The organism is Micromonospora sp. L5 (assembly GCF_000177655.2).
In the GTDB taxonomy this organism is placed as follows: domain Bacteria; phylum Actinomycetota; class Actinomycetes; order Mycobacteriales; family Micromonosporaceae; genus Micromonospora; species Micromonospora aurantiaca.
This window is the reverse complement of the sequence record NC_014815.1, coordinates 2,944,405-2,971,027: the sequence shown is the minus strand read 5'-3', so window position 1 is coordinate 2,971,027 and position 26,623 is coordinate 2,944,405. Positions and strand designations below refer to the sequence as shown.

The window sequence follows — 26,623 nt, the reverse complement described above, 5'->3', positions numbered from 1 at the left end:
GCGCGATCCCTTCCACCCTTTGATCATGGCGAGACAGCCGTTCACCCGATGTCCACCAGGGCTTTTTCGCCCGGACGGGTGTCTCGTCCGATCCGGGCGACCGCCGTCTACTCGGCGCGCAGCGCCACCACCGGGTCGAGCCGTCCGGCCCGCTGCGCCGGCACCACTCCGAAGACGATGCCGACCGCCGCGGAGACGCCGAACGCCAGCGCCAGCGACCACCAGGTGATCGCCGCCGGGATCGGGGAGAACGCGTCCACGAGCAGCGCGGTGCCGACGCCCAGCGCCATCCCGGTCAGGCCGCCGACCGAGGTGAGCAGCACCGCCTCCAGCAGGAACTGCACGCCGATGTCCCGGGGGCGGGCGCCGACCGCCTTGCGCAGGCCGATCTCGCGGGTCCGCTCGCGTACCGAGACCAGCATGATGTTGGAGACGCCGACGCCGCCGACGAGCAGCGAGATGCCCGCGATGGCCGCCAGCACGCCGGTCAGGACACCCAGGATGTCGCCGAGCACGCCGAGGATCTGCCGCTGGGTGACGGCGCTGAACTCGGTGTCCGGGTGCCGGCGGGACAGTTCCGCGACGATCCGGTCGCCGAGTTCGTCGATCCGCTCACGGTCCGGCGCCTTCACCGCGATGCCGTCGATGCGCTGGGTGCCCCACAGCCGTTGCGCCGCCGTCACCGGTACGTGCACCTCGTCGTCCCGGTCCACGCCGAGACTCTGCCCGAGCGGGGCGAAGACGCCGATCACCCGGAACCGCACCCCGGCCAGCGTGACCTGCTGACCGAGCGGATCCCGGTCGGGGAAGAGCGCGCGGGCCACCGAGTCGCCGAGCACCGCCACCCGGCGGCTGGTGTCCACGTCCGCCCCGGTGAGGTAGCGGCCCCGCGACAGCGACCTGGTGAACACCGACGGGGTGGTCTCCAGGACGCCCTGCACAGTGGTGAAGTCGGACCGGTTGCCGGCCCGTGCGGTAGCGCCGGAGGCCACCGTGACGGCGACCCGGCCGGGGTCGCCGACCACCCGGGAGACCGCGTCGGCGTCGCTGAGGTCCAGCGGCGAGACCACAGGCGCGTTGCCCACCTCGATCCGGCCCGGCACCACCAGCAGCAGGTTCGAGCCGAGCCCTTCGACCTGCTGCTCGACCTGCTGCTTCGTGCCGGTGCCGATGGCCACCAGGATCACCACCGAGGCCACCCCGATGATCACCCCGAGCATGGTCAGCAGGCTGCGCATCCGGTTGGCCCGCAGCGCGTCCGATGCCACCCGCCACGCCTCGGCCAGCCTCATCCGGCGTCGCCCCGCTGACGGCCGCCTGCGGCGCGCGGAAGGCGCCCGGTGGCCCCGGTGGCGCCACCGGGGCCACCGGGCGGGTGCCCCGGGCCGCTTCCGGACGCGGACCGGGGCTCCGCGCTGGGAGCGGGGTCCAGTGTCGCAGGTACGCCGGAGCCGTCCGACGCCGGTCGATCATGAAGGCTGTCGGACCGGATGAGTCCGTCCCGTACCGCGATGCGCCGGTGTGCCCGGGCGGCCACCTCCTGGTCGTGGGTCACCATCACCAGCGCCACCCCGGACTCGGCGTTCAACTGTTCCAGCAGCTCCAGCACCGCCTCGCCGGTGGCGCTGTCCAGGTTGCCGGTCGGCTCGTCGGCGAGCAGCACCGCCGGTTCGGTGACCAGCGCCCGGGCGATCGCCACCCGCTGCTGCTCACCGCCGGAGAGCTGGTTGGGCCGGTGGTGCAGCCGGTGACCGAGCCCCACCCGGCCCAGCATCGCCGCCGCCCGCTCCCGCCGCTGCCGCGCCCCGACACCCCGGTAGACGAGCGGCAACGCCACGTTGTCCACTGCCGACGTACGGGCCAGCAGATGGAACGCCTGGAACACGAAGCCGATGGTCTCGTTGCGCAGCGTCGCCAGCTCCGGCGCGGTGAGCGTGGTCACGTCCCGCCCGCCGATCACCAGCCGGCCGCCGCTGGGCCGGTCCAGCCCGCCGAGCAGGTGCATGAGCGTCGACTTGCCCGAGCCGGACGGCCCGATCACCGCCACGTACTCGCCCTGGTCGATGGTGAGCGACACCCCGCGCAGCGCGGACACCGAGACACCGTCCAGCTCGTACGTGCGCCAGACGTCGACCGCCTCGACCGCCGGTACGGTCACCGGAGTTCCTGGCCGTCGCGCACCTGGTCGGCGCCGCGCACCACCACCCGGTCACCGGCCCGTACGCCGTCGACGATCTGCACCAGGTCCTGCCCCTGCACGCCCACCGTCACCGGCACCCGGTCGGCCCGGCCGTCCCGCAGCACCCAGACCGCGTCCCGCCCGTCGGTGGAGAACACCGCCGACGCCGGCACCGCCACCGCGTCGGCGGCCTCCCGCACCCGCAGCCGTACCACGGCGTTCATGCCAGGGCGGGGTGCCGGAGCGGCCTCGGCCTCACCGAGGCGGCCGGCGCCCAGGTCGAGGCGGACCCGGTAGGTGACGCCGCCCCGCGCCGAGCTGGTCGGCAGCACGTCCACCGACCGCACAGTCGCCTCGTACGTCGCGCCGGTCACCGCGTCCAGCTCGACCGAGGCGGGCACCCCGGCCCGGACCAGCAGCACGTCGGTCTCGTCCACCTCGGCGAGCAGGCCGAGCCGGCCGATGTCCACCACGGTGAGCACCGGCGTGCCGGCGGTGACCCGGCCACCGGCCGGGATCGCGTCGTCCACCCCCGGCGGCGGGCCGCCCTGCCCGCCACCGCCCAGCGCCGACGGGTCGAGACCGGGCACCCCCGCGCCACCCGCCGCACCGAGCAGCCCGGCCAGGTCGGCCGGAGCCGCCGACCGGGTGCCGCCCGGCTGCACCACACCCGCGATCGGCGCGCGCAACGTCAGCGCGTCCACTGTCGCCTTCGCCAGGTCGTACGCCTGCTGGGCCTGGAGTCGTTGCGCGGACGACAGCGCGCCGACGGCGCTGTTCAGGCCGGCGACCCCGCGCTGCACCTGGGCCACGGCCCGGTCGGCGGCGCGGGCGGCCGACTCGTACTGCCGCTGCGCCGACTGGACCTGGAGCAGGAGCGCGGCGCGTACCTGCGGATCGCCGACCTTGCCGGCGGCGGCGCGGGCGGCGGCGAACGCCTCGTCGGCAGCCCGGTCGGTGCCGCGCCGACTACCGCCCAGGTCGCCGGTGCCGGTGCCCCGCCCGGCCCGCTTCGCCGCACGCAGCGCGTCCCGCGCCTTCGCCAGGCGGTCCCGGGCCGACGGCGAGTCGATCACCGCGAGCACCTGCCCCCGGGTCACCCGCTGCCCCGGCTGCACCCGCAGGCGGGCCAGCGTGCCGTCGGCCGGTGCGGTGAGCGTGGCCGCGGCCCGCGCGGTCACCGTGGCCGGGGCGTCGATCACCTCGCTGACCGGCGCGCGGCCCACCTCGGCGACTGTGACCGCCGGGGCGTCGTCGCCGCAGGACGCGGCGGTCGTGCCGGTCAGCGCGACGACGGCGAGCACCGCTGTGACGAGACGGGGGCGGCGGGCCGCGGGCAGCCGCGGCGAGGGAGTGCGGGCCACCCGGCCCATGCTACGACCCGTCGACAGGCGTCGACGTTCAGCCGACGACGGCCCGCACGTAGGCGACGCAGTCGTCGTGCAGCATCGACCACGGGTCGCCGAACACCTCGTCGGCGGCCTGCTCCGGGGTCCGTCCCTGGTGCACCACGGCCCGGTAGAAGTCCAGCATCCGCTGCTCGCCGTACCTGTCGACCAGATGGCGTACGGCCAGGTAGCCGACGCCGTACGCGCCGCCGACCCGGTCGTCGCTCGCGTCGTCGGCGGGCGCCACCTCCTCCAGCCGCCCGGACCAGCCGCCGCGCAGCAGGTCCCGCACCTCGGTCAGGCCGTCGTAGCGGTGTACGGGCTGGCCGTCGGCACCGGCGTACTCGGCCAGCCCCTCCACCAGCCACCAGTCCGCGCGGTCGGCGTAGCCCCGGTCGGGCAGCGAGGCGGCGTGGGTCAGCTCGTGCCGGAGCAGGTCGTCGAGGCCGGCCGGGGTGACGATCTGGGCGTTGAGCACCACGTCGTGGCGTCCACCGCCGACGCCCACCGCGTAACCGGCTGTCCACTTCGGCCGCCCGCCTCCGTACCAGCGCTGCCACTCGCCCTTCCCGGCGTAGTAGACGAGGTACCGGTCCGGCGGCCGGCCGCCGATCGCGTACCGGTCCGCGGCCCGGGCGGCGGTCTCGGCCTGGGCGAGCAGGCCGGGCAACTTGCGCCGCTGGGCCGGCGTGGTGGCCACCACGACCCGCTTGCCGACCGTCACGGCCAGGTCGTTCATCTGCCACGGCCGTACACCGGCCGGGTCCGCCCCGGACGGTTCCAGCGCGGTCAGCCGGGGTTCCTCCCCGGCCAGCCGCCAGCGCGCACCCAGCTCCAGAGTGCTCGGCTCACAGTCCGGCACCACGAAGCAGTAGCCCACTGTCACCGTCTGCCGCCACTCCCCCGGCCGCCCCTCGACAGCCTCCGGCACCCCGTCGGCCGCCGGCCGCCAGGTGGTGACCCGCAGCGCCCGCAGCGCCGCGTACCGGCGGCTCAGCGCCGGCCGGGCCGCCGGCTCGGCGACCGCGAGGAAGCCGGCGCGGTCCGCGCCGACGAGGGCGGCGGCCTGCCGGTCCAGCAGCGCGAGCATCCGCTCGCCGAGCCGCCGCTGCGCCGCCGTGCCCGGGTCGGCGTTCGCGGCCGACCGCCCGGCCGCATCAGGCGCCGACTCCCGCAGGAGCACGCCGGGCACGGCGCCCGCCACCAGGCCGAGCGCGAGTCCGAGCGCGGTCCAGAGCGGCCACCGCCGCCGTTGCCGCACCGTCCGCGTCGGGTCCGGCTGCGCCAGGGGTACGGGGTACGACGCCGGACCAGCGGCGGGGTGCGGCAACGACGCCGCATCCGGTGCCGGTGCCGGTGCCGGTGCCGGTGCCGGTGCCGGTGCCGGTGCGATGGTGTCGACGGCGGCGTCCACGCCGGCGGGAGTGGCGGCGTTTTCGACGCGGGCGTCGTCAGCGCGGGTGTCATCAGCGCTGGCGTCGGCGGCGGCGCTGAGGTTGGCAGCGCTCGCGTCGGCGTCGCGGTCGGCGTCGACGGTGGGGCGAGGCTCGTCGCCGTCCGTCGTCCGGCCGGGAGGCTGCTCGTCGCCGTCGGTCACCGGCGAAGGGTACGACCAATCGGGCGTTCCGGGAAAGAGTCCCGCCAGGGTTCCGCCCCGCCGAGAGATCTTGGTACGAAAGCGCCCTGATGGGGGCCGTTTCGTACCAAGATCTCTCAGATCGGGGTGCCGGTCAGCGTCAAGGCCGTCTTGTCGGCTGCCCACAGGGCCACCAGGGCGACCGCCGGCACCGTGTGGCCGGCCAGGGTCAGCAGGACGCCGCCGGTCAGGAAGCAGGCGGCCTGGACGGCGAGCTTGGCCGGGTCGGGCAGCGTCACTGTGGCACGCGGCGAGCAGAACAGGCCCCACACCACGGCGATCACCAGCGGCGTGCCGAGCCCGGCCAGCAGGCGTACCGGCCAGCCGGTGCCGAGCGTGAAGCCCCAGTACCCGGCCGAGCCCAGCAGGGCCAGTTCCAGCAGGAAGATCGCGCCGAGCAGCAGCGCCTTCATCGGTTCTCCCAGGAGAGGTAGGCACGGTCCAGACCGGCGACGAGTTCGCCGAAGGAACGGTCGGTGTCGCGGGGCAGCCCGAATCCGCCCGCCGCCTCCAGGGCGACGAAGCCGTGCACGGCGGCCCGGAACATCCGGATGGCGTCGGTGGCGGCGTCGCCGTCGAGGCCGTACCCGAGCAGGATGGCGCGGACCGCGCCGACCGCGCGCTGCCCGGCGGCGAGGTGTTCGGGGTCGGCCGGGTCGGGCGCCCGCTGGGCGGCCGGGTAGCGGCCGGGGTGCTGCCGCGCGTACTCCCGGTAGGCGGCGGCGACGGCGCGCAACGCGTCGCCGCCGGAGCGACCCGCGGCGGCGGCCGTGAGCACGTCGGCGATCTCGGCGGTGGCGAGCACGGCGAGCTTCTGGTGCAGCGCGTCCACGCCCCGGACGTGCTTGTAGAGGCTCGGCAGCGCGACGCCGAGCCGGGCGGCGAGCGCAGCCAGGGTCAGCTTCTCGTAGCCGACCTCGTCGGCGAGCGCGGCGGCCTCCCGCACGACAGTCGCCGGGGTCAGACCGGCCCTAGGCACGTGCGGTCACCGCCAGGAACTCGACCAGGTCGGCGGCGGTGGCGTCGGGCTGGTCGGCGTGCGGGTAGTGCCCGGACTCGGCGACCATGCGCGCCTCGGCGACGGCGAACAGCCGGCGCGCGGCCCGCGCTTCGGCGCCCGGGTCGGGGAAGTCCGGGTCCTTCGTGCCCATCAGGACCAGCACCGGCCGGCGCACCTCGGGCGCGCGGGCGGTCCAGTGCGGGTCGGCCGGCGCGATCACGCCGCGCACCGCGGCCATCCGGCCGCGCAGCTTGGCGACCAGCTCCTTGCGGTACGCGGCGTCGTCGGCCGGCCGCCCGCAGGGGAAAAGCGTGCGGTGGAACAGCCCGAACAGCCGAGGGCTGCGCAGCACTGCCGCCTGCGCCACACGCATCAGCGGGTTCGGCTTCGGCGTGCCGACGAACGGGCTGACCTGCACGATGCCGCTCACCAGGTCCGGTGCCTCGGCAGCGGCGAAGACCACGGCGGCGGCGCTGGAGGAGCTGCCGACCAGGGTGGCGGGCTCGCCGCCGAGCGCCCGCACCACGGCGAGCAGGTCGCCGCCGACCTGCTCGGGGGCGTACGTGGGCCAGTGCGGGCTGGAGTCGCCGTGCCCGCGTACGTCGACCGAGGCGACCCGGTAACCGGCCGCGACCAGCCGGGGCGTCAGGTGGCGGAAGGCCGCCCGGTTCTCCCCCATGCCGTGCGAGAGGACCACGAGCGGTCCCGACCCGTGCACCTCGTACGCGATCGTGCCGCCGTCCCGCGCCACTTGGCTAACCGTCATAGCCTTAAAGCTAATAGCATTAGCCAACCACCGTCAAGCTTGACCTCAACCCGGGATGAGGTCGCACGATCCCGGGCATGCCGATCACCGCCGACACCCACGTACGCCTCGCCCGCCCGAGCCGCGACCTCGCCGCCGCCCAACGGTTCTGGACGCAGGGGCTGGGCCTGGACGTGCTCTACCGGAGCGAGGGCGGCCACGCGGACGAGCACGACCTGGTGATGCTCGGGCTGCCCGGGGCGGGCTGGCACCTGGAGCTGGTCGGCGGCGCGACGCTCGCGGTCGAGCCGCGTCCCACCGGGGAGGACCTGTTAGTGCTCTATCTCGACGGCCCGGCCGACGACGAGCTGGTCCCGAGACTGGAACGGGCCGGCGGGACCAGGGTCTCCGCCGGCCCGTACTGGGACAGGTGGGGTGTCACGTTCGCCGACCCGGACGGCTACCGCCTCGTGCTGTGCACCCGGGCCTGGTCGAACGACTGACTCACTTCTTCGACAGCACCGCGCGGCCGAAGAACGCCAGGTTGGCCGGGCGCTCCGCGAGCCGGCGCATCAGGTAGCCGTACCACTGGTCGCCGTAGGGGACGTACGTCCGCACCGTGTAGCCCTCGCCGACCAGGCGCTGCTGCTCCTCCGGGCGGATGCCGTAGAGCATCTGGAACTCGAACCGGCCCGGGTCGCGGTCGAACCAGCGCGCCCGGTCCTCGCCGATCGCGATCAGGCGCGGGTCGTGCGTGGCCAGCATCGGGTAGCCGTCGCCGGACATCAGCACGTTCATGCAGCGCACGTACGACTTGTCCACCTCGCGGGCGGACTGGTACGCCACCGACTCCGGCTCCTTGTACGCGCCCTTGCACAGCCGCACCCGCGACCCGGCCGAGGCCAGCTCCCGGCAGTCCGACTCGGTCCGCCGCAGGTACGCCTGGAGCACCGCACCCGTCCCCGGGTGGTCCTTGCGGAGCTTCGCCAGGATGTCCAGCGTCGAGTCGGTGGTGGTGTGGTCCTCCATGTCGAGCGTGACAGTGGTGCCCGCCGCGTCGGCCGCCGCGCAGATCGCCCGCGCGTTGTCGTACGCGAGCTGCTCGTCGAACATCTGGCCCAGCGCGGACAGCTTCACGCTGACCTCGGCGGCCGGGGTGAGCCCGGCGGCGGCGAGGCGGCTCAGCAGCGTGAGGTACTCGTCCCGGGTGGCGTTCGCCTGTTCCGGGGTGGTGGTGTCCTCGCCCAGGTAGTCGAGGGTGACCGCTTGGCCGTCGGCGACGAGCTCGCGGGTGGCGCGCAGCGCATCGTCGGTGGCGGCGCCGGCGACGAACCGGCGGACGACGTCCCGGGTGAACGGGGCCGTCGCGACGAGCCGCTCCACCTGGGTAGACCGGGAGGCGGCGAGGATGACGGAACGGAGCATGAGCCGAGCGTAACGCTCACCACCGGGCCCTCGCCGGGTGCGTCCGAGGCCCGTTCCCTCCCGCCCTCCGACCGGCCCGGGCACCCCCGGCTGGCGGGGATCGGCTACAACGTTCACGTGGATCGACGACACCCCCGGCGCCGGCTCCGCTCGGCCTCCGTGCAGCTCGGCGCGCTGACCGCGCTGGCCCTCGCGCTCTCCGGCTGCAACAACGGTTACGACGACGATGATGACGACTGCGCGCTCGGCCCGGCCGGCGGGGGCGGCGACATCGTCGCCGTGGCCCTGCACGTGCCCGCGCCGGTCACCGCCGCTCGCGGCGAGCCGGCCCCGACCGCCGCGCTGCCCGAGCGCGGCGGCTTCGGCACCCACCTCGCCTCCTGCGGCGGCTGACGTGCGCCGCGAGGCGAGCACGCCGCGCCCCGGCTGGGACGAGACCATCCGGGCCCAGGGCCTGGTGTACGTGGACACCGAGCTGCCCGACGGCGAGATCATGTCGTACTGGGACGAGACTGCGGCGTACTCCTTCACGCTCGACGAGGTGCTCCGGCTGGAGGAGGCCACGGAGGAGCTGCACCGGATGTCGGTGGCCGCCGCAGAGCACGTGGTGGCCCGCCGCCGGTACGCCGAGTTCGGCATCCCCGAGTGGGCCGCCGAGGCGGTCGCCCGCTCGCTGCGGGAGTCCCCGCCGACGCTCTACGGCCGGTTCGACCTCTGGTACGACGGCAGCGGACCGCCGAAGATGCTGGAGTACAACGCCGACACCCCGACCGCGCTGGTCGAGGCGAGCATCGTGCAGTGGTACTGGCTGGAGCACACCCGCCCGGACGCGGACCAGTGGAACAGCCTGCACGAACGGCTGGTCGGCGCGTGGGCCAAGATCGGCGCCGGGCTGCACGAGCCGAGGGCACACGTGCTCTGGTCCTCCGAGGAGGAGTCGGGCGAGGACCAGATCACCGCCGGCTACCTGGCCGAGACGGCCCGCCAGGCCGGGCTGGACGTGACGCTCATGCCGATCCAGCGGGTCGGCTGGGACGGGCGGCGTTTCGTCGACGCCGACGACCGGCCGATCACCACCTGCTTCAAGCTCTACCCCTGGGAGTGGATGCTGGCCGAGCCGTACGGGCGGCCGGCGCTCGACCCGGGCACACCCACCACCTGGATCGAGCCGGCCTGGAAGCTGCTGCTGTCGAACAAGGCGCTGCTGGCGGTGCTCTGGGAGATGTACCCGGGGCACGACTACCTGCTGCCCGCGTACCTGGACTCGCCGCGCGGCATGACCGAGTACGTGGCCAAGCCGCTGCTCGGTCGGGAGGGCGGCTCGGTACGCATCGTGACCGGCGACAGGGAGATCACCAACCCGGGGATCTACGGCGACGAGGGCTTCTGCTTCCAGGAGTTCCGCGCGTTGCCCGAGTTCGAGGGCAACCGGACGGTGCTCGGGAGCTGGATCGTGGACGGCGAGTCGGCCGGTGCCGGGGTCCGTGAGAGCGAGAGCCTCATCACTGACGGTTACGCGCGGTTCCTGCCCCACTACATCGACGCACCGCGTGTGCTCTGAGTCGTCTACCGTTGGTGTCGTGAACTTCGACGCGTACGCCCGGACCGGGGTCGAGCTCGTCAACGCCCGGCTGGACGACCTGGACGGCCTGCGGGCCGTCTTCTCGGACGAGCAGGGCTGGATGCGCGACGAGGTCGCGGAACGGGACCTGGCGATCTTCCGGCGGGCGCAGAAGCGCCTCCGGGACGTCTTCGAGTACGGCACCTCGGGCCGGGACGCCGACGCGGTCTCCGAACTGAACGCGATGCTGGAGGCGTTCCCGGTGCAGCCGCGCATCTCCGGGCACGACTCCTCCGACTGGCACATGCACGTGACCAGCCGGGGCGCGTCGGTCTCCTCCGAATACCTGGCCGGCGCGGTCTGGGGCCTGTCGGTGTGGCTGTGCGAGTACGGCAGCGCCCGCTTCGGGGTCTGCGCCGACGACCGCTGCGGCAACGTCTACCTGGACACCTCGTCCAACTGCTGCCGGCGGTTCTGCTCCGAGCGCTGCGCCACCCGCTCCCACGTGGCAGCGCACCGGGCCCGCAAGCGGGCCGCGGTCGGCGAGCAGGCCGTCCCGGCGCAGCCGCTGTCCCCGGTGAGCTGACCTCCGCAGCGCTCCGGCCGCCCTTGCTCGAACGGCGGCCGGGGCGGCGCGTGCCGGTCAGACGTCGACCGGCGACGGCGCGGTCAGGTTGGCCCGGGCGAACTCCAGCGACTCCCGCAGGTCCGCCTCGCGGACCGCGCGGCTCTTCGCGCCCCGGGTGGTCACCTCCACCGCCACCGAGCCGGTGAACCCCCGCCCGGCGAGCGAGCGGAGCATCTCTGCGCAGGGCTGACCGCCGCGACCGGGCACCAGGTGCTCGTCGCGCCCCTCGCCGGTGCCGTCGCCGAGGTGCACGTGCGCCAGCCCGGAACCCATCCGGTCGGCCATCGCCATCGCGTCGGTGTGCGAGGCCGCGCAGTGCGACAGATCCAGCGTGTACGAGGCGTACCCGATCTCGGTCGGATCCCAGCCCGGCGCGTACGGGACGAACTGCCGCCCGGCCATCCGCACCGGATACATGTTCTCCACCCCGAAGTGCAGGCCGCCGAACTGCCCGGCGATCGTGTCGAGCCCGTCGGCGAAGGTGCGCGCGTAGTCACGCTGCCAGGTGAACGGCGGATGCACCACGACAGTGGGCGCCTCCAGCGTCTCGGCCAGCTCGGCGGCCTTGCGCAGCCGCTCCCACGGGTCGGGGCTCCACACCCGCTGGGTGACGAGCAGGCACGGGGCGTGGACCGACAGCACCGGGACGCCGTAGTGCTCGGCGAGGCCGCGCAGCGCGCCCGCGTCCTGGCTGACCGGGTCGGTCCAGACCATCACCTCGATGCCGTCGTAGCCGAGCTCGGCGGCGAGCTGGAACGCCGCCGCGGTCCGTTCGGGAAAGACCGAGGACGTGGACAGGAGCACCGGAACGCGGTAAGTCACACCTCCGAGGGTAGCTCCAACCGCCAGCGAGCATCGGGACGAGCAACCGCAAAGCATCCCAGAGCGCTCGTACTGTCACATCGGCGCGAGCTGATCCAGCCGGCGAAGGATGACGCCCTCCCGCAGCGCCCACGGGCAGATGTCCACGCAGTCCACGTCGAGGCGCCGCATCACCGCCTCCGCCACCACCGCGCCCGCGAGGAGCTGGTGGGCCCGCTGCGCGCTCACCCCCTCCAGCTCGGGCAACTGGGCCGGCGGGATGTGCCTGATGAACCCCAGCACCTGCCGCAGGCCGGTACGGGTCAGGCTGCGGCGCGCCCACAGACCCGCACCCGAAGGCGCGGCGCCGGCCAGCCGGGCCAGCGTGCGGAACGTCTTCGAGGTGGCCACCGGACGCTCCCAGCCCACCGCTGTCAACTGCTCCACCACCGGGTCGAGCTGCGCGTTCACGTACGCCCGCAGTTCCTCCACGGCCTCGGCCGACGGCGGCGCCGTGCCGGCCGGATCGACGGCGAGCCGCTCCCGGCTGAGCCGCCCCGCGCCGAGCGGCAGCGAGATCGCCACGTCCGGGTGCTCGTCGATGCCGGCGGCCAGCTCCAGCGAGCCGCCGCCTATGTCCATCGCCAGCAGCCGCCCCGCGGACCAGCCGAACCACCGCCGCACCGCCAGGAACGTCATCCGCGCCTCGTCCGCGCCGGAGAGCACCTCCAGGCGTACGCCCGTCTCGTCGCGGACGCGCGCCAGCACGTCGGCGGCGTTCGTGGCGTCGCGGACCGCGCTCGTCGCGAACGCCAGCAGATCCTCGGCGCCCAGCCCGTCAGCCGCCGCCCGGGCCATGCCGACCGCCTTGACCAGGCCGTCCGCGCCGCCGTCGGTGAGCGCGCCGTCCGGCCCGATCTGCTCGGCCAGCCGCAGCACCACCTTCTCCGAGTGCGCCGGCCAGGGATGCGCGCCGTGGTGGGCGTCGACCACCAGCAGGTGCACCGTGTTGGAACCGACGTCGAGGACACCCAGTCGCATGGGGAAGACCCTAGGGCCAACACGTTTCGTCGGCTCGGCGGCCGGGCGGGGTCACCGCGCGTACGCTGGTCCGAGTGACAGGGCAGATCGAGCTTCACGTGCTGGTGGACGACCCCGAGGACCCGCGCAGCCGCGAGGTCGGGCTGGATTTCCCACGGGAGTGGATCGAGTTCGTCGACCCGGCCGACGCGAAGCACGTCGTCCGCGCCGACCTGACCTGGTTGCTGTCCCGCTGGACGTGCATCTTCGGTCAGGGCTGCCACGGCATCATCGCCGGGCGCGCCGCCGACGGGTGCTGCTCGCACGGCGCGTTCTTCACCGACTCCGACGACGAGAAGCGGGTCCGGGCAGCGGTGAAGCGGCTGACGCCGCAGACGTGGCAGCACTTCCGGCGCGGCTTCAAGAACTGGACCGAGAACGACACCGTCGACGGCAAGACGCCGGCCCGGCGTACCGCCACCCGCGACGTCGACGCCCCGTGCGTGTTCCTCAACGACGCCGACTTCGCCGGTGGGGGCGGCTGCGCGCTGCACGCCCAGGCGCTGCGCGACGGCGTGCACCCGCTGGAGTACAAGCCGGACGTCTGCTGGCAGTTGCCGGTACGCCGCGACCAGGAGTGGCACAAGCGGCCGGACAACACGAAGGTGCTGATCTCCACGCTGGCCGAGTTCGACAGGCGCGGCTGGGGCGCCGGCGGGCACGACCTCGACTGGTGGTGCACGTCCTCCACCGACGCGCACGTCGGCGCCGAGCCGATGTACGTCTCGTACGGGCCCGAGCTGACCGCGCTGATCGGTGCGCCCGCGTACGCGAAGCTGGCCGAACTCTGCGCCGCCCGGCAGCGCCAGGGTCAGATCGCCCCGCACCCCGCAAGCGAGTGAAGGCCGGCACCCCGTTGGTTCGGGGTGCCGGCCTTCGCTGTGTCGTACTTGTTCGTCTTAGCTGTTCCAGTGCTGGGCGACGAGGTCGGCGGCCTGCTGCTCCCACTGGGCGTAGTGGTCGGGGTAGGCCGACACCTGGACGGTCTGGGCGGCCTTGGTCAGCGGCATGTCCTGCCAGCCGTCGACCTGCTTCAGACCCTTCAGGAACGCCGTCGTGGAGTACTCGGGGTCGGTGATCTGCTCGACCGTGCCCCAACCACTGGACGGGCGCTGCTGGAACAGGCCCTGCGAGTCATGGTCGTTACGGTCACCGAGGTGGCCGAGGTTCTCCAGCTTCGACTCCTGCAACGCCGTAGCGATGGAGACGACAGCGGCACGCTCGTCCATACCGGCCTTCTTCGTCGCCGCAATGATCGCCTTGACGTTGGCGGTCTGCTCGTCGTTCAGGTCGATACGCGACTGCTCACCCTGCACACCGTGCGGGATCAGCTTGTCACCCTGCACGCTCACACTGACCGGCTTCGCCACGTGCGGGGTCTCCGCCGCGTGCGCGGCCACCGGACCGGCGAACACGCCACCGGTGAAAGCCAGACCAGCAACACCCAGAATGCTCTTACGCAGAATCGTGTTCATCAGAAGTGCTCCATTCGGGGGTCGACACACCCCGCAGGGGGACGGGGATGGCGTGGGCACCGTCAGGCGCTCAAGAAAGTCTTCGGGGGGATCGGCTGCTCGCGAGGGCAGGGGGGTGCCTCGTCGCGGCGCCGGAAGCATGTTCAACGACCCGCCACCCGCCACCATTCCCGGGGGCACCACACGCCACCGCAGAGCAGGCGCGGGGGTTCACGTCGTCGGAACCGTGTTCAACGACCAGCCGGCCAGGATGATTCCCCGCGGCTCACGTCGCCGGAACCGTACTCAACGACCAGCCGCCCCGTGGTGATTCCCAAGGCCTTGCAGATACCACCCCACTCGCGGGGCGAGCCTCGCTCGGTCGTTCACCCGGTTACAACGCCACCCACCCGCCCGCGATTCCACTCCCAGAGTGCCACCCACCACCCCCGAACCGGACACCACGGCCCACGCCGGCACGACACTCCCGCGCCCCGCACCTCGCCGCACCCCCGGAGCCCTCCCATCAGCACCACCTGCACCCCCAGCACCGCCAGCACCACTCCACCGGGAGTCGGGATCAGGCGCCGAGCCCAGCGCGATGATCGCCCGGTGGGGGCACCCCGCACGGCAGCCCCCCCTGCCGCCCGACACGACACGAGGTTCACGCGCTCGGCCCACCGTCGATCATGAGGTTAGCGGCGACAAAACGGACACCGACCGTCGCCAAGTTCATGATCGACGCGTCCCCGAGGCCGACTCGGGGACGGGGGTGAAGCGCCGCGCGGCTCGCCCGCGCGATCTTGCAGTTCGAGCCCCTCAGGTGTCCCATTCGCGTGGTTTGCCGGGTACCTAAGTGCAAGATCGGCGGGTGGGGCCGGGGGGCTTGGGCGGGTCCTGCCCGGGGATCGGCGGGAGCTGACCACCGTCCCGCGCCGACCCGGCGATCTTGGAGTTGTGGTGCCTCGCGAAGCGCGCCAAAGCGGGCATGTCGTGGCGCCACAACTCCAAGATCGGCGAGGGGTGGGCGGCGGGATAGGGCGGCCGGGGGGAGAGGGGGGATCAGGGCTCGAACTTGTAGCCCAGGCCCCGGACCGTGACGATGTAGCGCGGGGCGGACGGCTCCGGCTCGATCTTGGAGCGCAGCCGCTTCACGTGCACGTCCAGCGTCTTGGTGTCGCCCACGTAGTCGGCGCCCCAGACCCGGTCGATCAACTGCCCCCGGGTGAGCACCCGCCCGGCGTTGCGCAGCAGCAGCTCCAGCAGCTCGAACTCCTTGAGCGGGAGCTGCACGCCGGCGCCGCCGACCGTCACCACGTGCCGTTCGATGTCCATCCGGACCGGGCCGGCGGCGAGCGTCGGCGCGCCCGTCTCGTTCGACTCGGCGCTCTGCCGGCGCAGCACCGCCCGGATGCGGGCGACCAGTTCGCGCGGCGAGTACGGCTTGGTCACGTAGTCGTCGGCGCCGATCTCCAGGCCGACCACCTTGTCGATCTCGCTGTCCCGCGCGGTGACCATGATGATCGGCACGTGCGAGCGCTGGCGGAGCTGCCGGCAGACCTCGGTACCGGACATCTCCGGCAGCATCAGGTCGAGCAGCACGATGTCGGCGCCGGTCCGGTCGAACTCGGTGAGGGCGGCGGGGCCCGTCGCGGCGACGGAGACCTCGAACCCCTCCTTGCGGAGCATGTAGGACAGGGCGTCGGAGAACGACTCCTCGTCCTCGACCACCAGTACGCGGCTCAACGGGTGTTTCCTTTCCTGTGGTCAGACCTGCCGGAGCTCGGCCGGGCCGGCCTCGATCCCAGCGGAGGCGAGTGTCGCCTCCAGGTCGTCCGGGGGGCGTGCGGGCAGCCGGAGAGTGAACGTCGACCCCCCACCAAGGGTGCTCGACACGTCCACCCGGCCGCCATGGTTGCTGGCGATGTGTTTGACGATGGCCAGGCCCAGGCCGGTGCCGCCGGTGGACCGGGAGCGGGCCTGGTCGGCCCGGTAGAAGCGCTCGAAGATCCGGTCGACCTCGTTCGGGGCGATGCCGATGCCCTGGTCGGCCACGGCGATCTCGACGTGTTCCTCGGTGCCGGTGACTGTCACCCGGACCGTGGTGTCCTCGCCGGAGTAGTTGATCGCGTTCTCCACCAGGTTCGCCACAGCGGTGGCGAGTTGGCTGTCACTCCCGTACACGGTCAGGCCCCGCTGCCCACCCACGGCGATCTCCACCCGGCGCGCGGTGGCCGCGGTGCGGGTCCGGTCGACGACCTCGGCGAGCACCCAGTCCACCGAGACCGGCTCGGGCGCGGGCTGCGGTTCGGCGCCCTGGAGGCGGGTCAGTTCCAGCAGCTCCTGCACGAGGCGGCCGAGCCGGGTCGACTCGTGCTGGATCCGCTCGGCGAACCGCCGCGCGGCGACCAGGTCCTCGGACAGGTCGGGCGCGCCGTCGGCGGCCGGTTCGGTGGCGTCGACGAGCGCCTCGGCGAGCAGTTGCAGCGCACCGATCGGCGTCTTCAGCTCGTGGCTGACGTTCGCGACGAAGTCCCGGCGTACCCGCGCGAGACGGTGCGACTCGGTGACGTCGACCGCCTCGATCGAGATGTAGCCGGAGCCCAGTCCCATCGCCCGCAGGTGCACGCCGAGCGGGTTGTCCCCGCCGCCGTCGCGGCCCCGGGGCAGGTCCAGCTCTATCTCGCGCCGCACGCCCGTGCGGCGGACCTGCCCGGCGAGGGTACGGATCAACGGGTGCGCCGCGATCGACCCCGGCGTCGCCCCGGTACGGAGCAGTCCCATCGCCCGGGCGGCGGGGTTCACCAGCACCGGAACGTCGTCCGGGCCGAGCACCACCACGCCTGCGCGCAGCGAGTCGATCGTCTTGCGGCCGAGCCCGGATAGGCCCCCCTGCTGGTCGTCCGGAATGGTCGTCCTCCCTGCGTCACGACGGAGGAGCCCGCCGCCCCGCGACGCCCGGCGGCGCCGCCATTCGTCAACGGGTCCGGACAGCAGCGCCCCGGCGACCAGTCCGGTCACCAGTGTTCCGGCCACCACGACGGCCACCGCCCATTCCACCCGGCGATCGTAGGGTCATTGTTAACCCGGGTATCGGGCACAAAGGGACGAACCACTCTCGCTTTCGGCAAAGTTCACCTGTGGGCCCCGCGTCGTTCATCCGCGTTCACCCTGGTGCCGACCGTTCGGCCTAGCGTGGGGCGCGCACCTGCTCCTGCCCTACCCCATGGGGGTGGCGGCCACCGACCCCAGGAAGTGACGATGCGCGACGAGTTCCGGGCCGACCTGCAGATTGTCAGCCAGTTGCTGGTGGACATGGCCGAGGCGGTACGCGCGGCCATGCGGCAGGCCACCAAGGCGCTGCTCACCGCCGACCGGACGGCCGCCGAGACGGTGATCGCGCGGGACGCCGAGATCGACGACCTCTACCGGCACGTGGAGGAGCGGGTCTGTGACCTGCTGGCCCGGCAGGCGCCGGTCGCCTCCGACCTGCGGGCGATGATCACCGCGTTGCACGTGGCAGCCGATCTGGAACGGATGGGCGACCTGGCCGACCACGTGGCGAAGACGGCGCTGCGCCGCCACCCGTCCCCGGCGGTGCCGGCCGAGTTGCGGCCGGTCTTCACCGACATGGCCGGGATCGCCGACCGGATGGCCGAGAAGATCGGCTCGGTGCTGGCCAAGCCGGACGCCGACGTGGCCGCCGAACTGGACAGCGACGACGACGCGATGGACGACCTGCACAAGAGCCTGTTCGGCGTGCTGCTCGGCGACGACTGGCCGTACGGGGTGGAGACGGCGATCGACGCGACGCTGCTGGGTCGCTTCTACGAGCGTTTCGCCGACCACGCGGTGAACGCGGGCGAGCACGTCGTCTACCTGATCACCGGTTCCACATCCGCCTGACCCTGTGCAAGGAAGGGCCCCTTATTAACACTCAGTGTTAATAAGGGGCCCTTCCTCTACCGCAGACGTTAAAAAGGGGCCCTTCCTTACACCCAGGCTCAGCGGCCCTGGTTGGCGACCGCGGCGGCGGCAGCCTTCGCCGCGTCCGGGTCCAGGTACGTCCCGCCGAGCACCTGCGGCCGCAGGTCGGCGTCCAGGTCGTAGCGCAGCGGGATGCCGGTGGGGATGTTCAGCTTGGCGATCGCGTCGTCGGAGATCTGGTCGAGGTGCTTGACCAGGGCGCGCAGCGAGTTGCCGTGCGCGGCCACCAGCACCGTCCGGCCGGCCAGGATGTCCGGCACGATCGAGTCGTACCAGTAGGGCAGCATCCGGTCGACGACGTCCTTCAGGCACTCGGTGCGCGGCATCAGCTCGGTCGGCAGCAGCGCGTACCGGGGGTCGCCGACCTGCGACCACTCGTCCGCGTCGTCGATCGGCGGCGGCGGCGTGTCGTACGAGCGGCGCCAGAGCATGAACTGCTCCTCGCCGTACTCGTCGAGGGTCTGCTTCTTGTCCTTGCCCTGCAGGGCGCCGTAGTGGCGTTCGTTGAGCCGCCACGACCGGCGTACCGCGATCCAGTGCCGGTCGGCGGCGTTCAGCGCCAGCTCGGCGGTGCGGATGGCTCGGCGCATCAGGCTCGTGTGCACCACGTCCGGCAGCAGGTCGTGCTCGCGCAGCAGCTCGCCGCCGCGCCGCGCCTCGGTCTCCCCCTTGGTGGTCAGGTCGACGTCGACCCAGCCGGTGAAGAGGTTCTTGGCGTTCCAGTCGCTCTCGCCGTGCCGCAGCAGGACCAGCGTCCCGACGGTGGGCCCCTCGCTCGCAGTCATGCCGATCATCCTGCCGTACGGCGCGGGCGGACACGCGGCGACCTGTGGTGACGACCACCACGTGGAAAACCTGATGACCACGGCTCCGGCCCGGCACTAGGTTGTAAGGCGTCTCAAAGAGGTCGGTCATTACCAAGCGGGGGGCGTCGGGATGCGGACGGTACGGGGCTGGTTCCAGGACACAGCCGGTGGCCTGCCACGGACGTTCTGGTACCTCTGGGCCGGCACGCTGATCAACCGGCTCGGCTCGTTCGTCCTGATCTTCCTGGCCATCTACCTGACCCAGGAACGCGGCTTCTCCGCCTCCCAGGCCGGTCTGGTGATCGGCCTCTGGGGCGCCGGCGGCGCGGTCGGCACCACCATCGGCGGCACCCTGACCGACCGCTGGGGACGGCGGCCCACGCTGCTCGCCGCACACGTCGGCGCGGCGGGCATGATGATCGCGCTGGGCCTCGCCCGCCCGCTGTGGGCGGTGGCAGTGGGCGCGCTGCTGCTCGGCGCGTTCGCCGAGGCGGCCCGCCCGGCCTTCGGCGCGATGATGGTCGACGTGGTGCCGGACAAGGACCGGCTGCGCGCCTTCTCGCTGAACTACTGGGCCATCAACCTCGGCTTCGCCTGCGCCGCCGTGCTCGCCGGCTTCGCCGCCCAGGGCAGCTACCTGCTGCTGTTCCTGGTGAACGCGACCACCACACTGGTGACCGCGCTGATCATCTTCGCCAAGGTCGGCGAGACCCGCGGCCCGGTCACCGCGCTCCCGGTCAAGGGGATGCCGGCGCCGGCCGGGGCGCTGCGCACCATCCTCGCCGACCGGGTGTTCCTCGGCTTCGTCGCGCTCAACCTGCTCGCCGCGCTGGTGTTCCTCCAGCACATCTCGATGCTGCCGATCGCGATGGGCGACTCCGGGCTCAGCCCGGCCACGTACGGCTCGGTGATCGCACTGAACGGCGTACTCATCGTGGTCGGCCAGCTGTTCGTACCCCGGCTCATCAAGGGCCGCAGCCGCTCGCACGTGCTGGCCCTCGCGGCGCTGGTGATGGGCGCCGGGTTCGGGCTCACCGCGTTCGCCGACACGGTCTGGCTCTACGGCCTGACCGTGCTGATCTGGACCGTCGGCGAGATGCTCAACTCGCCGTCCAACGCCACCCTGATCGCCGAGCTGTCCCCGGCCGCGCTGCGCGGGCGCTACCAGGGCGTCTTCTCGCTGTCCTGGCAGCTCGCCGGCGCCGCCGCGCCGATCCTGGGCGGCCTGGTCCGGGAGAACGCCGGCAACAGCACGCTCTGGCTCGGCTGCGCGGGCATCGGCGTCGTGGCGGCGGTCGCCCACCTGATCTCCGGCCCGGCCCGGGAGCGCCGCGCGGTCGCGCTGCGCGCCGTGGGCACGCCCGTCGCCCCGGTCACCGTCACCGCCTCCCCGGCGCCCGAGGCGGGCGAGGCCGCTGCGACCGCACCCGCCGCGCCGGTCCGGGCCGGTTCCTGAGTACGCCCCGACGCAGCCGCCCAGAGGCGGGTGGATACGGTACGGGAAGGAATCGGTAAGGAAACCTTCCTGGAGGACGGGTGCGCGGCCTGCGGCGCTGGTGGGACGACACAGCCGGCGGACTACCGGCCACGTTCTGGTACCTCTGGTCCGGTCTGCTGATCAACCGGGCGGGCGCGTTCGCGCTGCTGTTCCTGTCGCTCTACCTGACCGCCGCGCGGGGCGCCCCGCCGTCGCTGGCCGGGCTGGTGGTCGGCGCGTACGGGATCGGCGGCGCGGCCGGGACGCTGCTCGGCGGCGTACTGGCCGACCGGTGGGGACGGCGGGCCACGCTGCTCGCCGCCCACCTCGCCGCCGCCGGGCTGATGGCGGCGCTGGCGTTCAGCACGCACCTGGCGGTGATCGCCGCACTCGCCACGCTGGTCGGAGTGGCGCACTCGATGCCCAGCCCGGCGTTCGTGGCCGCCATCGTGGACGTGGTGCCCGAGGCGCGCCGCTCCCGCGCGTTCAACCTGCAGTTCTGGGCGTTCAACCTGGGCATGGCGGTGGCCTCGCTGCTGGCCGGCATCCTCGCCGAGGCGAGCTTCACCGCGCTGTTCCTGGTCGACGCCGGAGCCACGCTGGCCGCGGCGGTGGTGATCGCGCTGAAGGTGCCGGAGACGCTCACCCGGCGGCCCGCGCTCACGCCACGGGCGGTGGTGGGACGCCGTCCCGGGCTGCACACCGCGCTGACCGACCGCACGTTCCTGGTGTTCGTCGGGCTGACGTTCCTGCTGGCCGTGCTGACCATGCAGACCTCCACGATCATGCCGTTGGCGATGCGCGAGGACGGCCTGCGCCCGTCGGCGTACGGGCTGGTGGTGGCGCTCGGCGGGGCGCTCATCGTGGCCGGGCAGTTGTTCGTGCCCCGGCTCATCGAGCCGTACCGGAAGTCGAGCGTGCTGGCCGTCTCCACCGGCCTGATGGCGCTCGGGTTCGGCGCGCTCACAGTGGCCGACGGGCTGCCGCTCTACCTCGGCGCGGCGGTGGTCTGGACGGTCGGGCAGATGCTCGCCGCGCCGCCGAACGCGCAGATCAACGCGGACCTCGCGCCACCCGACCTGCGCGCCCGTTACCAGTCGGTGTTCTACCTGACGTTCCCGGCCGCGTCGTTCGTGGCGCCGGCGCTCGGCGGGCTCAGCCTGGAACACCTGGGCGAGCGGCACTGGCTGGTGGTGGGCGCGCTCGGCCTGCTCGCCGCCGCCGGGCACCTGCTCGCCGGACCGCGCCGGGAGCGGCGGGTCGCCGCGCTGCGGGCAGCGGCGGCGAAACCGGTCGAATCCGTTCGCTGAGGGCTGCTGAGGGCTCGGGGAGACAACGGCAGAGCGCCCACCTCGACCCCCGTCGAGATGGGCGCTCGTACCGTACGCCCGGCGGCGGCGGGCGACACTCACCCCCGTAAGCGTCGCCCGCTCGCGCCGCCGGTTCCACGGGTGGCACCGTCCCCCAACGGCGTGCTCCACCCGATCTTCGCGTCTCGCCTGCGCGGATCTGATCGATCCACCGCTCCCCCGAACGTAAACAAGCGTGACGCGGTGCAATAAAGTTAGTTCGCCCGGATTCCGGATTCAACCCAGATCGCTGTCTTGCCCGTCACAGCGCCCGTGTCGGAAACCCGGCTGTCCGTGTTGTCGTCCCTGGAATGGCAAACACCGGGTTCCCGTCGGCCATTCCCGCAAACCTCAGCCGTCCTCGCGATTCGGGTTCTCGGTCCGGAAGAAGTTGCTCTGCCGGCCGTCCCGCATCTGCTCCTGGTAGATCAGGTTCAGCCGCCGCAGGTCGAACGTGCGGAACCAGTCGTCCCAGGTGATCTCGCGGATCCGGCTGCTCTCCCGGTACCCGGGGATGTTGAACGTCAGCACCCCGGGCCGGCCCTCGCGCTCGGTACCCGCGATGGTGGCGGGCTTCGCACCCCGCGCCCGCGCCCAGCGCTGGATCACCTCGTGGTTACGGGTGACCAGACTCCGGCCCGGACGCTCCGGCCGGTCCGCGAGGGACGTGATGAGCTGCGACGATCCGATCGACCGGCTGGACGCCGGCCCACGGGTCGGCGCCGCCTGCGCCCGGGCGGACGACGTCTTCCGAGCCGGCGCCGCCTTGGCCCGCGACGGGGCCGCCTTGGCGCGCGAAGGAGCCGCCTTCGCCCGAGCCGGCGCCGCCTTCGCGCGAGCCGGAGCGGCCTTGGCACGCGCCGGAGCCGCCTTGGCCCGGGCCGGCGTCGCCTTCGCGCGGGACGAGGTCGCCTTCGCTCGGGCGGGCGCCGCCTTGCGCGTACCCGTCGCCTTGGCCCTGGCGCCGGCGGCGCGTGCAGCCGGCGCGGCCTTCGCCGGCGACGTGGCGCTGCGGCGGGCCGACGTGGTCCGCTTCGCCGCAGTGGTCTTCTTGGCGGCGGTGCTCTTGCGGGTCGCCGACGGCCGGCCGGCCGGGCCGGTGCTCCGCCGGGCGGCGCCGCCCTCCCCGCGCATGGTCCGCGCCAGGGTCTTCACCAGTTCCGGCTTCCGCAGCGCGGAGATCCCCGAGACCCCGCGCCGCTTGAGCTGGCTGCGGAGGTCGTCGACCTTCATCCGGGAGATCGCCGACTCCGACACCCTCGGGGTGTTCGGCGTCTGATTGCCTGTTTGCCGCTTGGTCCGGGTCGCAGTCGTGCCGCGACCTGAGCTGTTGCGCTGAGCCATGGGACACGCTCCTCGACAGTCCGTCCTCGGCCCGCGGTGGGTCCCAGTGCTCCGCACCGCGCGGGGCGGCATACCCGTCAGGAGGGCTCCGAACCTCCGGCGGACGATCCGGCAGTGGCGGAGGGCTCGAAGAGGTGCGCGAACGCGGCCAGGTTGGCTGTCGACTCACCGCGCTTGACCCGCCACTCCCACTCCCGGCGGATGGCGGTGCCGAAGCCGATCTCCAGCATGCTGTCGAACGACTCGTCGGCGTACGTCAGCACGGAACCGAGCAGCCGGTCCAGCTCGTCGGCGTCGATCCCGGCCAGGTTGACCCGCCCGGTCAGGTAGACGTCCCCGACCGAGTCGATGGAGAACGAGACGCCGTACATGCGGGCGTTGCGCTGGAGCAGCCAGGCCCACAGCTCCTCGCGGCGCTCGTCGGGCTGCCGCATCACGAACGCCTCGACCCGCAGCGCGTGCTCACCCACGATCAGGTTGCAGATCGTCTTGAGCTTGTGCGTGCCGGGCAGCGTCACCGCGTACGACGCCTCGCCGGTGGACTCCCACTCCAGCTCACGCTCCGCGCAGACGGACTCGATCAGCGCGGCGACCTCACTCCTGCGGCTCATCGCACCCACTCTACGACCGGCGTACCGGGGCTGCCCGGTGGCGGATCACCAGGAGCACAGCAGGGCCGGGTCGCCGCACCGCCGCGCCAGCCGGGCCCGGTGCTCGGTGATCGCCTCCCCGTAGACCGCGAGCAGGCCGGAGGCGGTGCGGTGCCAGGAGAAGTCCCGGGCGTGCCGCTCGGCGCCGCGGCCCAGCGCGGCACGGCGTACCGGATCGGGCAGCAGGCGGGCCAGCGCGCGGGCCCAGTCGACCGGGTCGTGCCCGTCGATGAGCATGCCGCTGACGCCGTCGCGTACCGCGGTCACCAGGCCGCCCACGGCGGCGGCCAGCACCGGCGTGCCGCACGCCTGGGCCTCCAGCGCGACCAGCCCGAACGACTCGTTGTGCGACGGCACCGCGACCAGGTCCGCGGCCCGGTAGAGGGCGGGCAGGTCGGCGCCGGTCTGCGGCGGGAGGAAACGCACCCGGTCGGCGATGCCGAGCGCGTGCGCGAGTTCGATCAGCGCGGTGGGCCGGTCCAGGCCGGTGCCGCTCGGACCGCCGCAGATCACCACGGTCAGCTCGCCGGCCAGCGCCGGATCCCGTTCGCGCAGCGCGGCGGCGGCGCGGACCAGCACGTCCGGCGCCTTCAGCGGCTGGATCCGGCCGACGAACGCGACCACGTACCCGTCGGTCGGCAGGCCGAGCCGGCGGCGAGCGGCCCGGGTCGCGGCGTCCCGGTCGCCCGCGGCGGGACGGAACCTGTCCAGGTCGACGCCGGGCTCCACGACCGCCACCCGGTCCGGCTCGGCCGCGTACCGGTCGAGCAGGTCGCGGGCCTCGACCCGGGTGTTGGCGACCAGCCGGTCCGCCTCGGTGACCACCTGCTCCTCGCCGATCACCCGGGCCTTCGGCTCGGGACGGTCTCCGACGGCGAGGCGGGCGTTCTTGACCTTGGCGAGCGTGTGCGCGGTGTGCACCAGCGGTACGCCCCAGCGCTCCTTGGCCAGCCAGCCGACCTGACCGGAGAGCCAGTAGTGCGAGTGGATCAGGTCGTAGTGGCCCGGCGGGCGGGCCGCCTCGGCACGCAGCACCCCGGCGGTGAAGGCGCAGAGCTGACCCGGCAGTTCCTCCTTGGTCAGCCCTTCCAGCGGTCCGGCGGTGACGTGCCGGACGGATACGCCGGGCGCCACCTCGACCACCGGGGGCAGGTCACCGGCGGTGGCACGGGTGAAGATCTCCACCTCGACGTCGGCCTCGGCCAGCCGCCGGGCAACCTCCAGGATGTAGACGTTCATGCCGCCCGCGTCACCCGTGCCGGGCTGGTGCAGCGGCGACGTGTGCACCGACAGGGTGGCGATACGGCGGGGCCGCGGCCACGGAAGGGCACCTCGCTGACGACCGACACCGGTGTGCAAATCCGCCACGTCCGCTCCCTCTGTCACGGTTGATGCCGTCCCGCACGACCGGCGCTTCTCGGTCAACCCGTGTGCCGGATGTCATCTTCCCCATCGGGGTACGGAAATGCTTTCCGCCGGGTCCCGGGCGTGACGGACCTCATCCCGCCGCCCGGCCCGGCGACGGGAGACAATGACCGGATGACTTCAGTCGCCATCGTCACCGGGGCGTCCAGCGGGATCGGTGCGGCCACCGCCCGCCGGCTCGCCGCCGAGGGATTCCACGTGCTGGCCGCCGCCCGGCGTACCGACCGGCTGGCCGCGCTCGTGGCGGAGATCGAGGCGGCCGGCGGTGCGGCGACAGCGGTGGCCTGCGACGTGACCTCGGACGAGTCGGTCGCCGGCCTGGCCGCCGCCGCCGAGGCCGCGCCCGGGCCGGTCACGCTGCTGGTGAACAACGCCGGCGGCGCCCGCGGCCTGGACCCGGTCGAGACGGCCGACGTGGGCGACTGGCAATGGATGTACGACGTCAACGTGCTCGGCACGCTACGCGTCACGAAGGCGCTGCTCCCGGCGCTGGAGCGCTCCGGCGCCGGCACGATCGTGATCGTCAGCTCCACCGCCGGGCACGTGGTCTACGAGGGCGGCGGCGGCTACACGGCCGCCAAGCACGCCCAGACCGCCATCGCCGGCACGCTCCGGCTCGAACTGTGCGGCCGTCCGGTCCGGGTGATCGAGATCGACCCCGGCATGGTGAAGACCGAGGAGTTCGGCCTGGTGCGCTTCGGCGGTGACACCGACCGGGCCGAGGCGGTCTACGCCGGAGTCGCCGAACCGCTCGTTGCGGACGACGTGGCCGACTGCGTCGCCTGGTGCGCGACCCGCCCGCACCACGTCAACATCGACCAGCTCGTGGTCCGCCCGCTGGCCCAGGCCGCGCAGCACAAGGTGCACCGGACGTCCTAATGGAGCGTCCGCTCGGCGTGGCCACCCGGGGCACGACGAACCCCAACCGGCTCCGGCGGGTGGACAACTGGATCGTCGAGACCTGCGGCGACGCGCTGCGCGCCGCCGCCGACCCGCTCGTGGTGGACCTGGGCTACGGCGCCACCCCGGTCACACCCGTCGAACTGCGGGCCCGTCTCGCGGCCGGGGTCCGCGCCGACGTGCGGGTGGTCGGCCTGGAGATCGATCCGGTACGCGTCGCCGCCGCCCGCCCCGCCGCCGACCCGCCCGGGCTGACGTTCGCCAGGGGCGGCTTCGAGCTGGCCGGACTGCGTCCCGCGCTGGTGCGGGCGTTCAACGTGCTCCGCCAGTACGACGAGAGCGAGGTGGCCGACGCCTGGCACACGGTCACCGGGCGGCTCGCGCCGGGCGGGCTGCTGGTCGAGGGCACCTGCGACGAGCTGGGGCGGCTCGGCTCCTGGGTGCTGCTCGACGCCACCGGCCCGCGCACGCTCACGCTGTCGGCGAAGCTGACCACGCTGGAGAGCCCTGCCACGCTCGCCGAACGGCTGCCGAAGGCGCTGATCCACCGCAACGTTCCGGGTGAACGCGTCCACGACCTGATCGAGGCGCTGGAACAGGCGTGGCGCTCGGCCGCCGGCTACGCCCCGTTCGGCCCTCGGCAACGATGGCTGCGGACGGTCGAGGCGGTGAAGGAGTCAGGCTGGCCGGTCCAGGACACCCCCCGCACCTGGCGCCACGGCTACCTGACGCTCCCCTGGCCCGCCGTAGCCCCCCGCTGACCGCACCGCACCCGCGCTCATCGCCCG

Annotated in this window: 27 protein-coding genes; 10 read left to right on the top strand and 17 right to left on the bottom strand. The window is 73.3% G+C overall.

All coding sequences use genetic code 11. The features are described from left to right. Positions 1 to 107 precede the first annotated feature (107 nt). The 7 genes from ML5_RS14165 to ML5_RS14135 all read right to left on the bottom strand — a co-directional run bounded on the left by ML5_RS14165 (position 108) and on the right by ML5_RS14135 (position 6,969). On the bottom strand, positions 108 to 1,292 hold the full coding sequence (locus ML5_RS14165) for an ABC transporter permease (protein WP_013288760.1): 1,185 nt from the start codon (positions 1,290 to 1,292) through the stop codon (positions 108 to 110). Further along, positions 1,289 to 2,158, bottom strand: coding sequence for an ABC transporter ATP-binding protein (locus ML5_RS14160; protein WP_013475149.1), 870 nt, complete (start codon positions 2,156 to 2,158; stop codon positions 1,289 to 1,291). The genes ML5_RS14165 and ML5_RS14160 overlap by 4 nt, the downstream gene beginning before the upstream one ends. After that, entirely contained in the window at positions 2,155 to 3,552 is a 1,398-nt protein-coding gene (locus ML5_RS14155) for an efflux RND transporter periplasmic adaptor subunit (protein WP_013475148.1), read from the bottom strand. The genes ML5_RS14160 and ML5_RS14155 overlap by 4 nt, the downstream gene beginning before the upstream one ends. Before the next feature lie 28 nt (positions 3,553 to 3,580). Continuing rightward, positions 3,581 to 5,164, bottom strand: coding sequence for a hypothetical protein (locus ML5_RS14150; RefSeq protein WP_013475147.1), 1,584 nt, complete (start codon positions 5,162 to 5,164; stop codon positions 3,581 to 3,583). A 116-nt stretch (positions 5,165 to 5,280) separates the two neighbouring features. After that, positions 5,281 to 5,616 (bottom strand): YrdB family protein, encoded by a 336-nt coding sequence (locus ML5_RS14145; protein WP_013475146.1) that lies wholly within the window; start codon positions 5,614 to 5,616, stop codon positions 5,281 to 5,283. Then, on the bottom strand, positions 5,613 to 6,182 hold the full coding sequence (locus ML5_RS14140) for a TetR/AcrR family transcriptional regulator (protein WP_013475145.1): 570 nt from the start codon (positions 6,180 to 6,182) through the stop codon (positions 5,613 to 5,615). Before ML5_RS14140 ends, ML5_RS14145 begins: the two co-directional genes overlap by 4 nt. After that, a complete protein-coding gene (locus ML5_RS14135; protein ID WP_013475144.1) occupies positions 6,175 to 6,969 on the bottom strand; it encodes an alpha/beta fold hydrolase in 795 nt (264 codons plus the stop codon). The genes ML5_RS14140 and ML5_RS14135 overlap by 8 nt, the downstream gene beginning before the upstream one ends. Positions 6,970 to 7,046: 77 nt before the next feature. Here ML5_RS14135 and ML5_RS14130 point away from each other — a divergent pair, with 77 nt between their 5' ends. Beyond that, on the top strand, positions 7,047 to 7,451 hold the full coding sequence (locus ML5_RS14130) for a VOC family protein (protein WP_013475143.1): 405 nt from the start codon (positions 7,047 to 7,049) through the stop codon (positions 7,449 to 7,451). Position 7,452: 1 nt separating this feature from the next. On the opposite strand, the gene ML5_RS14125 is transcribed toward ML5_RS14130, so the two are convergent. Continuing rightward, positions 7,453 to 8,373, bottom strand: coding sequence for a proline dehydrogenase family protein (locus ML5_RS14125; protein WP_013288767.1), 921 nt, complete (start codon positions 8,371 to 8,373; stop codon positions 7,453 to 7,455). 117 nt (positions 8,374 to 8,490) lie between these two features. On the opposite strand from ML5_RS14125, the gene ML5_RS14120 reads away from it, so the two are divergent. Genes ML5_RS14120 through ML5_RS14110 form a run of 3 tightly spaced genes read left to right on the top strand, consistent with a single transcriptional unit; the run spans position 8,491 to position 10,520 of the window. After that, positions 8,491 to 8,766, top strand: a complete 276-nt coding sequence (locus ML5_RS14120) for a hypothetical protein (RefSeq protein WP_236619416.1) — start codon at positions 8,491 to 8,493, stop codon at positions 8,764 to 8,766. A gap of 1 nt (position 8,767) precedes the next feature. Further along, complete coding sequence (locus ML5_RS14115) at positions 8,768 to 9,934, top strand: glutathionylspermidine synthase family protein (protein ID WP_013475141.1); 1,167 nt, start codon at positions 8,768 to 8,770, stop codon at positions 9,932 to 9,934. 19 nt (positions 9,935 to 9,953) lie between these two features. Continuing rightward, positions 9,954 to 10,520, top strand: coding sequence for a CGNR zinc finger domain-containing protein (locus tag ML5_RS14110; protein WP_013288770.1), 567 nt, complete (start codon positions 9,954 to 9,956; stop codon positions 10,518 to 10,520). A gap of 57 nt (positions 10,521 to 10,577) precedes the next feature. Here the strand turns inward: ML5_RS14110 and ML5_RS14105 are convergent, their stop codons facing one another. Next, positions 10,578 to 11,384: a sugar phosphate isomerase/epimerase gene (locus ML5_RS14105; RefSeq protein WP_013288771.1), complete on the bottom strand. Its 807-nt coding sequence runs from the start codon at positions 11,382 to 11,384 to the stop codon at positions 10,578 to 10,580. Between the two features lie 75 nt (positions 11,385 to 11,459). Further along, positions 11,460 to 12,404 (bottom strand): Ppx/GppA phosphatase family protein, encoded by a 945-nt coding sequence (locus ML5_RS14100; RefSeq protein ID WP_013475139.1) that lies wholly within the window; start codon positions 12,402 to 12,404, stop codon positions 11,460 to 11,462. A 74-nt stretch (positions 12,405 to 12,478) separates the two neighbouring features. On the opposite strand from ML5_RS14100, the gene ML5_RS14095 reads away from it, so the two are divergent. Beyond that, a complete protein-coding gene (locus ML5_RS14095) occupies positions 12,479 to 13,285 on the top strand; it encodes a hypothetical protein (RefSeq protein ID WP_041784187.1) in 807 nt (268 codons plus the stop codon). A gap of 57 nt (positions 13,286 to 13,342) precedes the next feature. On the opposite strand, the gene ML5_RS14090 is transcribed toward ML5_RS14095, so the two are convergent. The 3 genes from ML5_RS14090 to ML5_RS14080 all read right to left on the bottom strand — a co-directional run bounded on the left by ML5_RS14090 (position 13,343) and on the right by ML5_RS14080 (position 16,957). Continuing rightward, positions 13,343 to 13,918 (bottom strand): hypothetical protein, encoded by a 576-nt coding sequence (locus tag ML5_RS14090; RefSeq protein ID WP_013474145.1) that lies wholly within the window; start codon positions 13,916 to 13,918, stop codon positions 13,343 to 13,345. A 1,041-nt stretch (positions 13,919 to 14,959) separates the two neighbouring features. Next, a complete protein-coding gene (locus ML5_RS14085) occupies positions 14,960 to 15,643 on the bottom strand; it encodes a response regulator transcription factor (protein WP_030272198.1) in 684 nt (227 codons plus the stop codon). Between the two features lie 21 nt (positions 15,644 to 15,664). After that, positions 15,665 to 16,957 carry a cell wall metabolism sensor histidine kinase WalK gene (locus ML5_RS14080; RefSeq protein WP_236619415.1) on the bottom strand — a complete coding sequence of 431 codons (1,293 nt, stop codon included), beginning with the start codon at positions 16,955 to 16,957 and terminating at the stop codon, positions 15,665 to 15,667. A gap of 201 nt (positions 16,958 to 17,158) precedes the next feature. Between ML5_RS14080 and phoU the strand changes: the two genes are divergently transcribed. Next, positions 17,159 to 17,803, top strand: a complete 645-nt coding sequence (phoU, locus tag ML5_RS14075) for a phosphate signaling complex protein PhoU (RefSeq protein WP_013288777.1) — start codon at positions 17,159 to 17,161, stop codon at positions 17,801 to 17,803. A gap of 98 nt (positions 17,804 to 17,901) precedes the next feature. On the opposite strand, the gene ML5_RS14070 is transcribed toward phoU, so the two are convergent. Then, on the bottom strand, positions 17,902 to 18,669 hold the full coding sequence (locus ML5_RS14070) for a phosphoglyceromutase (protein WP_013475136.1): 768 nt from the start codon (positions 18,667 to 18,669) through the stop codon (positions 17,902 to 17,904). 151 nt (positions 18,670 to 18,820) lie between these two features. Here ML5_RS14070 and ML5_RS14065 point away from each other — a divergent pair, with 151 nt between their 5' ends. Beyond that, positions 18,821 to 20,146 carry an MFS transporter gene (locus tag ML5_RS14065; RefSeq protein WP_013475135.1) on the top strand — a complete coding sequence of 442 codons (1,326 nt, stop codon included), beginning with the start codon at positions 18,821 to 18,823 and terminating at the stop codon, positions 20,144 to 20,146. A gap of 80 nt (positions 20,147 to 20,226) precedes the next feature. Then, positions 20,227 to 21,477: an MFS transporter gene (locus ML5_RS14060; RefSeq protein ID WP_013288780.1), complete on the top strand. Its 1,251-nt coding sequence runs from the start codon at positions 20,227 to 20,229 to the stop codon at positions 21,475 to 21,477. A gap of 390 nt (positions 21,478 to 21,867) precedes the next feature. On the opposite strand, the gene ML5_RS14055 is transcribed toward ML5_RS14060, so the two are convergent. From ML5_RS14055 to mshA, 3 genes are all read right to left on the bottom strand, one after another. Continuing rightward, positions 21,868 to 22,749, bottom strand: a complete 882-nt coding sequence (locus ML5_RS14055) for a hypothetical protein (protein WP_236619414.1) — start codon at positions 22,747 to 22,749, stop codon at positions 21,868 to 21,870. 188 nt (positions 22,750 to 22,937) lie between these two features. After that, the gene (locus tag ML5_RS14050; RefSeq protein ID WP_013288782.1) at positions 22,938 to 23,471 is read right to left on the bottom strand and encodes a YbjN domain-containing protein; all 534 of its coding nucleotides are present in this window, start codon (positions 23,469 to 23,471) and stop codon (positions 22,938 to 22,940) included. Positions 23,472 to 23,516: 45 nt separating this feature from the next. After that, the gene (gene mshA, locus ML5_RS14045) at positions 23,517 to 24,878 is read right to left on the bottom strand and encodes a D-inositol-3-phosphate glycosyltransferase (RefSeq protein WP_013288783.1); all 1,362 of its coding nucleotides are present in this window, start codon (positions 24,876 to 24,878) and stop codon (positions 23,517 to 23,519) included. 171 nt (positions 24,879 to 25,049) lie between these two features. Between mshA and ML5_RS14040 the strand changes: the two genes are divergently transcribed. Together ML5_RS14040 and ML5_RS14035 are read left to right on the top strand one after the other, a co-directional pair. After that, entirely contained in the window at positions 25,050 to 25,814 is a 765-nt protein-coding gene (locus ML5_RS14040) for an SDR family NAD(P)-dependent oxidoreductase (protein WP_013288784.1), read from the top strand. Then, positions 25,814 to 26,596: a hypothetical protein gene (locus ML5_RS14035; protein ID WP_013475133.1), complete on the top strand. Its 783-nt coding sequence runs from the start codon at positions 25,814 to 25,816 to the stop codon at positions 26,594 to 26,596. The genes ML5_RS14040 and ML5_RS14035 overlap by 1 nt, the downstream gene beginning before the upstream one ends. Positions 26,597 to 26,623: the final 27 nt, after the last annotated feature.